Annotated in this window: 11 protein-coding genes; 4 read left to right on the top strand and 7 right to left on the bottom strand. The window is 40.2% G+C overall.

Annotated elements, in window-relative coordinates:
- Window positions 1-819, top strand: coding sequence for a TPM domain-containing protein (locus T7867_RS06210; protein ID WP_273514448.1), 819 nt, complete (start codon window positions 1-3; stop codon window positions 817-819).
- Window positions 820-1057: 238 nt separating this feature from the next.
- Here T7867_RS06210 and T7867_RS06205 read toward each other — a convergent pair whose 3' ends face one another.
- The gene (locus tag T7867_RS06205; RefSeq protein WP_273514449.1) at window positions 1058-1726 is read right to left on the bottom strand and encodes a LytR/AlgR family response regulator transcription factor; all 669 of its coding nucleotides are present in this window, start codon (window positions 1724-1726) and stop codon (window positions 1058-1060) included.
- A complete protein-coding gene (locus T7867_RS06200) occupies window positions 1723-3234 on the bottom strand; it encodes a sensor histidine kinase (protein ID WP_273514450.1) in 1512 nt (503 codons plus the stop codon). The genes T7867_RS06205 and T7867_RS06200 overlap by 4 nt, the downstream gene beginning before the upstream one ends.
- Window positions 3235-3399: 165 nt before the next feature.
- On the opposite strand from T7867_RS06200, the gene T7867_RS06195 reads away from it, so the two are divergent.
- A complete protein-coding gene (locus T7867_RS06195; RefSeq protein WP_273514451.1) occupies window positions 3400-3816 on the top strand; it encodes a VOC family protein in 417 nt (138 codons plus the stop codon).
- Window positions 3817-3853: 37 nt separating this feature from the next.
- Here the strand turns inward: T7867_RS06195 and T7867_RS06190 are convergent, their stop codons facing one another.
- Genes T7867_RS06190 through T7867_RS06180 form a run of 3 tightly spaced genes read right to left on the bottom strand, consistent with a single transcriptional unit; the run spans window position 3854 to window position 6955 of the window.
- On the bottom strand, window positions 3854-4552 hold the full coding sequence (locus T7867_RS06190; RefSeq protein WP_068216876.1) for an ABC transporter ATP-binding protein: 699 nt from the start codon (window positions 4550-4552) through the stop codon (window positions 3854-3856).
- A gap of 11 nt (window positions 4553-4563) precedes the next feature.
- A complete protein-coding gene (locus T7867_RS06185) occupies window positions 4564-6039 on the bottom strand; it encodes a DUF5687 family protein (protein ID WP_322299972.1) in 1476 nt (491 codons plus the stop codon).
- Window positions 6040-6049: 10 nt separating this feature from the next.
- Window positions 6050-6955, bottom strand: coding sequence for a M20/M25/M40 family metallo-hydrolase (locus T7867_RS06180; RefSeq protein WP_273272245.1), 906 nt, complete (start codon window positions 6953-6955; stop codon window positions 6050-6052).
- A 135-nt stretch (window positions 6956-7090) separates the two neighbouring features.
- Between T7867_RS06180 and T7867_RS06175 the strand changes: the two genes are divergently transcribed.
- Window positions 7091-8092 (top strand): hypothetical protein, encoded by a 1002-nt coding sequence (locus tag T7867_RS06175; protein WP_322299971.1) that lies wholly within the window; start codon window positions 7091-7093, stop codon window positions 8090-8092.
- An 81-nt stretch (window positions 8093-8173) separates the two neighbouring features.
- Window positions 8174-9718, top strand: a complete 1545-nt coding sequence (locus tag T7867_RS06170) for a M20/M25/M40 family metallo-hydrolase (protein ID WP_068216871.1) — start codon at window positions 8174-8176, stop codon at window positions 9716-9718.
- A 267-nt stretch (window positions 9719-9985) separates the two neighbouring features.
- Here T7867_RS06170 and yjjX read toward each other — a convergent pair whose 3' ends face one another.
- A complete protein-coding gene (yjjX, locus tag T7867_RS06165) occupies window positions 9986-10519 on the bottom strand; it encodes an inosine/xanthosine triphosphatase (protein WP_322299970.1) in 534 nt (177 codons plus the stop codon).
- On the bottom strand, window positions 10506-11681 hold the full coding sequence (locus T7867_RS06160) for a UDP-N-acetylglucosamine--peptide N-acetylglucosaminyltransferase SPINDLY family protein (RefSeq protein ID WP_322299969.1): 1176 nt from the start codon (window positions 11679-11681) through the stop codon (window positions 10506-10508). The genes yjjX and T7867_RS06160 overlap by 14 nt, the downstream gene beginning before the upstream one ends.
- Window positions 11682-11874 lie beyond the last annotated feature (193 nt).

Genomic DNA, 11874 nt, shown 5'->3' with positions numbered 1-11874 from the left:
ATGCGGAACTTACTAGTAATACTTTTTATATCAATCAGCAGTTTAGGCTTTGCTCAAAGCGGAATACCAGATGCGCCAAACCCTCCAAGGTTGGTCAATGATTTCACTAATAGCACGCTTTCTCAACAAGAGCTTCGTGCCCTAGAGAATAAGGTGTTGGGTTATGAAGACTCTACTTCTACCCAAGTTTCAATTTTAATTGTTGAATCTTTGAATGGTTACGAAGTAGTTGATTTTGCTCAAAGAACAGCGGAAAAGTGGAAAGTAGGCACGGCCAAAGACAATGGTGTTTTCATTGTTGTCTCTATAAATGATAGAATGGCGGCCATTGTAACTGGCTATGGAATGGAAGGCTCTATAACCGATGCAGCTACTTATACCATCCGTGAGGAGTACATGAACCCTAGGTTTAAAGAGGGCAATTTTTATAAGGGTTTAGACGATGCTACCAATGTAATTTTTGAATTAGCTTCTGGCGAATATACCGCAGAGCAATTTGCTCAAAATAGAAGAAGAGGTAATGATGGAGGAGGCGGTGGCTTCCGCTTCTTTATTGTATTTTTCTTCTTAGTATTTATTCTTCCCGCAATTTTTGGTAGAAGAAGAGGCAGAGGTATCGGAACTCGTGGTATTCCATGGTGGGCATGGTTAATGATGGGCAATTCCATGGGCAGAAGAAGAGATGATGACTGGGACAACTTCCGCGGTGGCGGTGGAATGTTCGGTGGTGGCGGTTCCGGCTTTGGCGGTGGAGGCGGAGGCTTCGGTGGTTTCGGAGGCGGCTCTTTTGGTGGAGGCGGTTCCGGAGGCAGCTGGTAAGCCAGTACATTCGTTGATTAGGAAATTAGTTATTAGGGCTTCGCTGAAAAGTGAGGCCCTTTTTGTTTTCCCAATGGTAAAAATTGCTTACCCTCGAGACTATTGTACCTGATACTCTCCCGTCTAAGTCATTCCGAGTAAAGCGAGGAATCCTATCCATGTAGCAAGACAAGTATAACTTAATAAGATGCTTCCCCCGATACTTCGGGGCCTCAGCAAGGCATACCGAATTGGTTTTTTACTTGATGACCAATGATTTCAACCTGTCATAACCTTCAGGGTTAATTGGCACTTGGTGCTCTCCTACTCTAGCTTGATGCTTTTCCAGCTTTTCCACGAGCTGTGAATTAATGATAAATGACCGATGCACCTGAACGAAGCTTTCTGGAATTTGGCTCGAAACTTCCTCAAAAGTCATTCTGGTGAGTGTGCTACGCTCCTTTTCCACCAACTTGAGATAGTTGCCTTCTCCTTTTATAAAGAGCAAATCTTGAAAGTTGATGCGTATGTACTCGTAACCAGACTTTACAAAGAAGTAGTCTTCCTTCGCCTGTTTTAGACCCTCTTTTACTTTCATAACAGCTTTCAGAAAGCGACCAAACTCAAAGGGCTTGAGCAAATAATCTGCTGCATTGTGTTCATAGCTTTCTACAGCATATTCGGAATAGGCGGTTGTAAAAACGATTTGAAACTTAGCATCGGTTGCTTTTAGCAAGTCAAGGCCAGAGATATCTGGCATATTGATGTCTAGAAAGATTAGATCTACTCTATTTTCTTGCAGAAAGTCTAAAGCTGCAAAGGCATCGGTAAATGACTCTTCCAGTTGTAGGAATGGGATTTTGGAAGCATGTTCTTCCACCACCTTTAAGGCAATTGGTTCGTCATCTATGGCAATGGCTCTAATCAATTGAGTTCGATTTTAAGGTTGGCTTCAAAGCTTTCTTCATTCTCAAATAGCTGGAAAAGGTGCTTGCCTGGGTATAGCATGGTAAGCCTTTGTCTTACATTTTCCAGCCCGATACCACTCTCCTCCTCAGTAGATTTCGACTTTTTATGATTACTGTTTTTCACATTCAAATGAATGGCCTCTTTATTGCAATTCAATTTAATCTCAATCCATGAATTATGATGCGCACTGACCCCATGCTTAAAGGCATTTTCAATAAAAGGAATAATAAGCATAGGGGTTATTTTACCCTCGCAGGCTGTGTCAATCTCATACTCCAATCTCACTTTTTCATTTCCATCAACCCTTAATTTTTGAAGCTCAATGTAGTTTTCTACATATTCAAACTCGCGGCTAATTTCAATTTTGTCTTCCACATTTTCGCGCAGCATAAAGCGCATCATTTCACTCAGTTTTTGAATACCCGTTGAGGTCTTCGGACTGCTTTCTTCCAAGGCCAAGCCATAAAGACTATTGAGTGAGTTGAACAAAAAGTGTGGGTTGATTTGCGATTTGAGTTGTGAAAGTTCGGCTTGTGTTGAGTGTATGGAAATGAGTTCCGAGAATGAAAAAATATTGAGCTTTTTGAACAAGTAGTATAAAAAAATAACACCCAAGATAAAGATTAGGCTCATAGACCAGAAACTTACTATTTGCTGGTATCCACCCAGTTGAGTGAAATCGAAAGAAATCGAAATAGAGTAGACCAGAAAAGCATATCCGAACAGGCCGATGGACGAAGTCAGAAACAAGATGGTTTTATCTATGAATCTTATAGATAGGTCTCCATGAAACGTATTTAAGAAAAAGAGAAATACGATTAAGCAAAAGGAAGACCCAATAACACAATATATGATGTTTGAAAATGACCATGTCGCAATCCATCTGCTACTCATTTCTCCTTGGGTTATTAAAATAAGGATGGAGATAAAAAGAGTTAGAAAAATTAAAAATACAGTTATCCAAAAGTTGGAAGGAAGGGATTTGGCCTTTTTGTTGAAGAAACTATTAAGTTCAATTTTTTCAACATGGAAAACAGTACCGGAAAGGAAGAAGCTAAGTATAAATAGATGAAAGAGGGACCAAAATACTCTAGAATCTATCATAGGCCAGTCTGGTCTTAAATTGGATATTGTAAAAAAGTCATAAGGAACCAAACTGACCAACTTCATTCCCAAAGCGGCTAAAAGTCCCGATATGCCAATATATATGAGTAATCCGTAACCAAGATTTTGTTTGACAAAACAATACTTGTTTATTCGGTAACCCAGCGCAATAAGTGAAATGAGAATTGATAAAAGAGCGATTTTCGAAAAGGCCTGAAGATTCCAGAGTAGCTCTTTAGACCAACCATCAGGGAGTTCGATGTTTTGCAAGTACCCATAAAATGAAAAGGTGTTTTGAATGCCTAAAACAAAGAAAATGATTGTTACAGTTACGAAAGCAGTTCTGATAAAGTGTTTGTTCATGAGTTAATTTTTCTCCAATCTTAGTGTTTGTTAGTCCTTCATTCCACTTAATGTGACCAACCATCTTCTAAAAGTGACGAATTTCTAACAATGCTATGCTGAATATAATTAAGTCGTAAATTCACTCCCAATCAACGAATAACCAATTACCTAACTGACCAAATAATGAATACTCCTTTTCACCTAGCATTTCCTGTCAAGGACATTGAATCTACCAGAACCTTTTTTGGCGAATTACTCGGCTGCGAAATTGGCCGCTCTACCGATAAGTGGATCGACTTTAACTTCTTCGGCCATCAGCTCAGTGCGCATGTTAAGCCTGAAGAACTGGCTCAAGCCAATACTAATGCTGTTGATGGTAAAAACGTACCTGTCCGTCATTTTGGAGCTGTTTTAGAGTGGAATCAATGGCATGAGCTTTCAGAAAAGCTTAAGCAGCACCGCATCGATTTCGTGATAGAACCATACATCCGTTTTGAAGGAGAAGTTGGAGAACAAGCCACTATGTTCTTCTTAGACCCAAGCGGAAATGCACTGGAGTTTAAGTCGTTCAAAGACCCGTCTCAGATATTCGCAAAGTGATAAAAAAGTGACGGTATAGAATACCTCCTATGCCTCGTTAGTAAGCTGCAAAATAGTCTTCCAGATCTTTCAGGGTTGAGCTGCTCGTTTTAATGTCTTGCTTCACTTCGCCTTTTTCTAGAAGAACTATACGCTCGCAAACCTCTGTAACATGGTTAAGGTCGTGGCTAGAAATTAGCATTGTCAGCTGATGGTTCTCTTTCCAGTCTCTCAGTAAGTTTTTCAGTCTAATTTGAGTGGTTGGATCCAGGTTGGCAAAAGGTTCATCGAGCAATATTACTTCTGGTCGGCCCATCAATGCAGCAGCTATACCAACCTTCTTCTGGTTACCTTTAGAGAGGTCTCGAATGTATTTATTTTGGCCAATAATTTCGCCATTGAAAAGAGCCTCAAATTGAGAAAGGAACTCCTGTAAGTCACCAGCAGAATAATCGTGGAGGCTAGCAACAAACTCAAAATATTCATCTGGAGTGAGGTAGTCAATTAAGAATGATTCATCCAAAAAAGAGCCAGTGTAGTACTTCCAGTCTTCTGTTTTCTTTACGTCTGTACCCTGGCTAAGTACTTCTCCTTCCGTTGGCCTTACCAAGTCCAGAATCATTCTGAAAAAAGTAGTTTTACCAGCACCATTATTTCCGACTAGGCCAAAGCTTTCACCTTTTCCAACTATCAATTCAGGAATATTCACAACGGTTACTCCTTTGTATTGCTTTCTAAGTCCTTTTACTGTTATCATAATCGAAATATTTATTGTGCTCGGAAACCCGCTGCTATTTTATGTCTGTTTTTAATGAAATTATTTGTGATAAAGTCTAGCCATTTGTCTCTCAGCAAAAAGCCAATTAGACCTAAAACCCCAAGCAATAGAAGCCCATACTCACCAATTCCTAAGATCAGGAATGGAGCATAAATGACGTATGGCAAAAACATTACTGGCAAGGCTATTAGAAATTGAGCGGCCCCTACTCCTTCATAATTGAAAGCTGCCCTTTTGCTTAAGTCAATTTTCTTTGGGTTGAAGAGTGCAATGCGCATAACAAAGAAAACATTCACCCCAATATTAAAGAGGTAGGCGGCCAGATTGATGAAAATAATCTGCGCCCCGAAATATCCATAGGCTAAAGACAGTACAAATGAGATAGTGGAGGTGGCAAGAAACAGATAGTACTTAGACTCGAAATACTGCCTGAACTTCACTTTTCTAGTCAGTACAAAATCGAAGTAGCCACTTTCCCAGCTGAGCAAAAACTGACCATACTGAAGAAAGAATGTACCAGTAATGAAAATTCCTACGAACAAGAAAATCCAGTTCATTTGCTGATACTGCTCTTCTGGATAGAAAATAAGTCCATAAAGCAACAGAAAGCCAGAAATCATAAGGGCACTTCTTGGGCGCTTGTGTCTGATTATCAGTTTCAGTTCCAAAGCAATCATTTCTCCAATTCGGCCAAACCTTTTCAGGAAAGCGAAATCGCCAGAGATCTTTGATTTCTTCTTCTTGGTTGAAATTTCTTCTGGATAAGTATTATTCACCAAAAAAGAATAATTGGCTCTGTAACTCACAAACCAGAGAAGAACAGGAATAAGCGCAAAGACAGGTTGCTCTATAATTGCACCAAATAGGTCTGAAGAAATAGTAGAAAGTGATAAGAATCCGTAATAATCTAGCCCACCAACTACCGAGAAAAGCCCAGCAATAATGAGTAATAGGTTGGGCTGTTCATTCAATTTCTTCTTAAAGAGTATAGTGAGAAAGTGAATGGTAAATGCTAAACCAAAAATCATTACCAACCAACCAAGTGTGGCTGTGGCTCCATGGGTCGGTAATACTTCTCTAAATGCAAATGGAGTAAACAGAAGTATTGAAATAAGATTGAAAACGCTGACCTGACTTTTTCTGAGCATAAAGTGCACAATCTTGCGTTTTGGCATAGGCAAGTGCAAGTAGGGCTCAATAGCCAATACAGGAACATTTTGAAGAAAGAACCTCATAAAAAACTCTACTGCGAAATAGTAGATAATCAGCCCGTTAAGTAGTTGAATGGGTTCTTTATCTGGAGCTAGAGAGTCTAAGATTTCGCTGAGAAATATACCCAGCACAAGCACATATATGGACAATACCACCCCAGCAAAGCCAAGAAAAACGTTGGCTACTAGGTTTTTAGCCCATACGGGCGACCTAAACTGTTGCTTGAAAGAGTGACTAATTAAGGTTCTTATCATGTGAATGCTATTAGTTCAAAGAAGAGTCTAGTGCGAGAATACAGTCTAGAATGGCGTGGGTAGCCTTTATATAAAAGTCTTGATTTACGTTTTCAAAAACGTCTGTAGGTTTATGATAATGCGCATGGTCTTCTACTCCAAAATAGAGGAAAGGAATCCCTCTTTTGTGAAATGGTCCGTGGTCAGAAGAGTTAGTCCAGTCATCACTACCAAGGTCTGGAGTATCGTGACCTAGCTTTAGTTGCAGAGGTAACACATTTACGCTCTCAACTATTGGCTTCAGGTTAGGGTAATGTGAGGTGCCTGCTACATAAAGCTCATTTTTGTCGTTCATGCTGATCATGTCCATGTTAATGTTCAGCTTAATCATGTCTTGCGGAATGCTTTCATCCTTAAGAAATGCCTTGGCACCTTGCAAGCCCATTTCTTCGGCATCTAGAGCAGCAAATACCATTGTGTGTCTTGGCTTATTGCTTTTGAAGTATTCAACCATGGCCAGCATAGCCGCAACACCAGAGGCATTATCATCGGCCCCGTTATAAATTTGTCCGTTTCGTACCCCTAAATGATCGTAGTGAGCGGTAATTACAAAGGCAGTTTGCTCCTCACCTTTTATGTAAGCCACAATATTTTCAGCCTGAATAGTGTCACCACCTCGGCTTACGAAGTTAAACGGATGCCTAAAATCGTCTTGAAGACTTTTAGCGTTCATATCTTCTAGCTGCTTTATTATAAACCTTCTGGCTGCCTCAGCTCCATTGGTTCCAGTTCTTCTGCCTTCGGCAGCATCGTGAGAAAGCTTTCTTAAGTCTTCTAGCATATACTCTGTGTCTAGCCTATCTAATTGAGAAAACGCTGGAATAGAAATGAGACAAAGCAGAAAAGAAATGAGAATGAAATTTGAATACCTTTGCATCGTTGTGACAGTTAAAGAAAGCTATTGCTATCTGGTTGTGGACTAGTTTAGTCTTAAACTTAATCAATACCTTAAGAAGATTTGCGCTCACTTACTCACAAAATTATTCTTCTTCTCTTGGCCTTTGGTTGCTCTATGTCTTTACAGGCTCAGAGCGATATTGACCAGTATTTGAACAAGTTAGGCCTTAATCAGGCTTTATATCCTCCTCAAGATATTCTGAAGACCAAAACCTTGGTGCTTCTTTCTGTGCCGATGGACGAATCGCCAAGCGAGTGGCAAGAAATTCTAGATGAAATGCAAGCCTTCTTTGCAGAAGTAGGCGTAGATGCAGTAGCATATTTTCCTTTAGATAAGTACGATGCATCTCTAAATGACCCTCTGCCACTCCCAGATTTTACTTTTTCTAGAGGAATAGAAAACCTAATTATTCTTTCGGCCAAAGAGGCAGATGGTCCCATTTTCTTAGCCATTACACAGTTTAATAAAGAAGAAAGCATGTGGAATAAAGGTGCTTCAGCTTTTGCCAGGCTCACTTCAGACTTAAGCACAGTATGGCAAGAGCTGAATACTTATTTTAAAACCGATCAGTTTCAAAGAACCAATTTGTTGGTGAATGAATACCCTGAGTTTTTCTATTCAACCATAGAGGCAGGTGTTATAGGTAGGTCTGTGCCTCCACAAGTTGCGGAGTTTAAAATAGCTATGAGACCCATAGTCAAACAGAAGTATGAGCAGTTACCCATCTTTAAAGTTCAGCATGCTTATATGTTTGAAGAAGATTCGCTCATGCAGCAGATCAACTTGCAGAACCAACAGTTTCAAATGCTTTCAGCAGACTCTACCAATACAATGGAGCTTGTTGCTAACAATGAGAATGATGCTACGCTAAGAAGGTCTGGCTTTATTTATGAGTTGAAGATGCTTAAGGCAAAAGAAACAACGCTAAATGAATGGATTCCCCTGCCCGAGGATAGCACACCCTCTGAAAAGACGGTCTATAAGTTCTACTTAGACGACCTCAGAACCAATACCATTTTTATAGGAAAAGAATGGGACGCTTCGGAAAATTGGTTCGAGGCACTCAATGCTTTTATAGCTCAAATTCAGAAGGCCGCAGCATCAAACGGCAATTGAGACTGAATTCTTTCCATACATCCCAAAAAAAGGGACACTCAATCTTGACATTGCTATATTGTGAGCAAACAAACTTTAAGAATGAGGACGATAAAACTATTTTTTGTGTGCATGTTCTTTTGCACGTTCGCAGCATTTGGGTTTCAGAATACCCAATTAGACTACAATGCTCTCTACAAAATTAAAGATGAGGGCCTAAACAACAGTCAGGTAATGGACATTGCCTGGAACCTTACCGATAGAATTGGTCCAAGACTAACAGGTTCTGAAGGCTTAAAAAATGCTTATGACTGGACTTCTGGCCAATTTAAGGAGTGGGGCCTCTCTAATGTTAAAGTTGACCCATGGGGTGACTTTGGAAGAGGATGGGATGTAAGAAAGTCTTACGTAGCTATGACTGTTCCTTATTACCAAGCAATTATTGGTATTCCAAAAGCATGGACTCCAGGTACCAACGGCTTAATTAGCGGAGAAGCTGTTTATGTAGACGCTCAGTCTGAAGCCGATTTGGCAAAATTCAAAGGTAACCTTAAAGGTAAAATTGTTTTAATGCCTACTAGCGTTGAGGCAAAAACTACTTTTGAAGCAGATGCTAGAAGATTTACTGACGAGCAGTTAGAAGGAATGACTAGCGAGAGAGTAAGCAACTCTAACAGTGTGTTCAGTCAAAGAAGAATTTCTGACTTCAGAAGAGCAGCTCAGTTGAGAAATGCAGCTTATCAAATGTTTAAAGATGAAGGTGTAGCTATGATTCTTAACACTACCAGAGGTGGTGGTCAAGGTACTTTCTTTACTTCAAACGGTTCTAGAAACGATCCGGAAGCATTGCCAGAAATGGAAGTTGCTCCAGAGCACTACAACAGAATAGTAAGATTACTATCTAAAGGTGAAAAGGTAATGGTAGAAGCCGATACCAAAACTGAATTCCATGAGTCTGATGAGAAAGGCTACAATGTTTTGGCTGAAATTCCAGGCCAAGACCCACAATTGAAAGACGAAGTTGTAATGCTTGGTGCTCACTTAGATTCTTGGTTTGCAGGAACAGGAGCAACAGATAACGCAGCAGGTTCTGCAGTAATGATGGAGGCTATCAGAATTTTGAAAGAGTCTGGTGTTCCGTTGAGAAGAACAGTAAGAGTAGCACTTTGGAGTGGTGAAGAGCAAGGCCTTTACGGTTCTAGAAACTACGTTCAGAGTGAGTTTATGAAAAATGGTCAGCCGAATGATAACCATGCTAAGCTTTCTGCTTACTATAACATGGATAACGGAACAGGTGCCATTAGAGGTATTTACTTACAAGGAAACGAGGCTTTAAGACCAATCTTTAAAGAGTGGTTCAGCGCATTTGAAGATATGGGTGCAAACACTGTAACCATCAGAAATACTGGCGGTACAGACCACCAAGCATTTGATGGTATTGGCCTTCCAGGTTTCCAGTTCATCCAAGATCCTATTGACTATGGTACAAGAACTCACCATACAAACATGGACCTTTATGAGAGACTTCAGGGAGCAGACCTAAGAAAGAATGCTATTATTGTGGCTACTATGGTTATGCAAACTGCCAACATGGACGAGAAGCTTCCTCGTAAGCCAAAGGTTTTTGAAACTTCTAGACGTAGATAAGAGGTTTCGGTCTGGCCACTGGTCAGATATAGAATTTAATATTCAGGATGCCATCTCTAAAAGGGATGGCATTTTTATTGGTCACAAAAGGAGTTAAAACTATGCACTTTAGTGCATTTCCCTTTAGCTTCTAAAAAGCATCCTGGAATTTACGATGTACGCCCCGATAATGCTCGGGGTTTGATTGACGTCAATTCTAAGTCGAGCATTCAAAACGACTTTCAGTTGCCTCTAAAACTATGGTGCTTTCAGCCCATAATGGTTTATTTAATAGAGCTCTGTATTTACAAAAGGGATAAGCGCTAGAATAACAGCTGGTTCGTAGTATTGAGCACGATTAATTAGGTCGTGAGTGAGTATACCTACTGCACCGCTTTTCTGTTTAGAATTAGAGCGGTCAAACACCATATCGTCTGCAACGCCTAGCTCAATACCCTGATGTATTAATGCCTGAATTTTAGGAGGAAGGTCAAAGCTAGCTGTTCTGGCTTTACCGTTTCTGTCTTTAGAAATGATGTAGACCCACGCGAAGGCTTCCATAGTTGATGATGGTTCGGCAATACCGCCTTCAATACCTATCCAAAAGTCTGCTTCAGGTTCAGAAGCTTTTGCATTTTCAGCTCGGTTTTTAGCGCCTTCAAGTGTTTCAGCATCTGTCATTGGCTGGTCTGCAACACCAGATTCAACGGCAATACCTCGAGCTAAGATTTTTGATTTTGGAAATACCTTGGAGAAGCCCTTTTCGGCACATTCAATCTTCACAGGGTTTCTAGAGGCTACAATGAGTTTAATTTCCTCCATTGAGTTGATTGAGTTTTTCTGTCATTTCGAGCCTTTCGTAGTACACCTTCAGGGCCTTGATTACATTTTCATCTTCTGGTTTTGCTTGTTGCGCCTTCTCCATGTAAGGTAAAGCCCTGCGTGTCCAGTCATGACCTAATTGTTCAGTCTCTTTGCCCCTCATTTCATACTCTTCCTTGCTCATTAGGTTTACGCGTACGTAAACTCTATTGGCCTGTTCGTTGATCATTACCGAGTAATTATAGTTGGCAGTAAAGTCTTCAGGAAAGCTATTGAGGTATCTTTCATAACTTCTAGATGCCATTTCAAAATATTGCTCAGAGCGCTCTGGCTCCCCGTTTAGGTAAGCATCTTTAAATACTCTATCATAAAGGTCGGCTTGTCTAAGCACCAGTTGGGCATTATTTGGGTTTCGCTGAATTGATGTTTTTAATACCGATTCTGCCGCATCGAATCGCTTCAATCTGATTAGAATTCTTATTTCCTGAAGTATATAAGGTAAGTGGTTCGGGTATTCAAACAGCGCCTCTTCTACCACATCTAGTTGCTGAGCATCGGGTAAGTTGAGCAGTTGCTGACAGATAATTAGGCCATTGTATGCATTCTTTGTTAACCTTGATATATCTCTCAGGGCCATATAATTATCTATAGCTCGCTGATATTTACCTGAGTTTTGCAGACTGAGCGCTGCATATAAGTAGCCTGTGGAGTCGGCAGGTTTAGCAATCTGAGAAACTTCAAAGAACTCTGAGGCTTCTATAAACTTGCTAGACTGGAACTTGGTAATTCCAGCATTCACATAGTCGGCCCAGAGTATTTCAATTTGGTTGTTGGCCAAAATGTGGAGGTTATTAGTGGGGTCTGTTAGTCTTTTGGTATTCTGGTAGGCATCTACCACCTCGGTAACAAAAGCCTTTTGGTCAGACTTTATCTCTTTAAGCGCTTGATCAGTAGACTTTAAAATCTCATGGTAAATTCTGGCCTTAGTGTACCAAGCTCTCGGATTTTCATCGGCCTGATCGCTTTCAAATGCCTCATCTATTGCGGCTTTGGCCTCCAGATAATTCTTATCATTCAGGAAAGTATTGGCAACAGAAATAAGATCTTGGGCATGAGAGTGCTCAGTTAATAGACTAACTAATATGATGACGACATATTTCAATGATCCAGCCCTTTGTCGTTAAGACAAATTTAAAAGTTTTACGAGACTCTAATAAAGTTGAGGGTTAAAGGAGAACTAAAGATACACTTTATATATAGACGCTTGCATGTAAAAAAATGTATTTAGCGTCAATTTTCCGTTAACGGAAAGTTGGGTGTACATTTATTTCCTTTCTCTCGAAAGTTCTACATAT

It is taken from the genome of Roseivirga spongicola, from assembly GCF_034376045.1.
Taxonomy (GTDB): domain Bacteria; phylum Bacteroidota; class Bacteroidia; order Cytophagales; family Cyclobacteriaceae; genus Roseivirga; species Roseivirga spongicola.
The sequence above is the reverse complement of the archived record's forward strand: the minus strand, read 5'-3'. Positions and strand labels throughout refer to the sequence as shown.

Bases quoted from the DNA above. Each gene is read 5' to 3' on its own strand.
- T7867_RS06210 (WP_273514448.1), top strand. From the start codon at position 1: ATGCGGAACTTACTAGTAATACTTTTTATATCAATCAGCAGTTTAGGC.
- T7867_RS06200 (WP_273514450.1), bottom strand. From the start codon at position 3,234: ATGAACAAACACTTTATCAGAACTGCTTTCGTAACTGTAACAATCATT.
- T7867_RS06195 (WP_273514451.1), top strand. From the start codon at position 3,400: ATGAATACTCCTTTTCACCTAGCATTTCCTGTCAAGGACATTGAATCT.
- T7867_RS06190 (WP_068216876.1), bottom strand. From the start codon at position 4,552: ATGATAACAGTAAAAGGACTTAGAAAGCAATACAAAGGAGTAACCGTT.
- T7867_RS06185 (WP_322299972.1), bottom strand. From the start codon at position 6,039: ATGATAAGAACCTTAATTAGTCACTCTTTCAAGCAACAGTTTAGGTCG.
- T7867_RS06180 (WP_273272245.1), bottom strand. From the start codon at position 6,955: ATGCAAAGGTATTCAAATTTCATTCTCATTTCTTTTCTGCTTTGTCTC.
- T7867_RS06175 (WP_322299971.1), top strand. From the start codon at position 7,091: ATGTCTTTACAGGCTCAGAGCGATATTGACCAGTATTTGAACAAGTTA.
- T7867_RS06170 (WP_068216871.1), top strand. From the start codon at position 8,174: ATGAGGACGATAAAACTATTTTTTGTGTGCATGTTCTTTTGCACGTTC.
- yjjX (WP_322299970.1), bottom strand. From the start codon at position 10,519: ATGGAGGAAATTAAACTCATTGTAGCCTCTAGAAACCCTGTGAAGATT.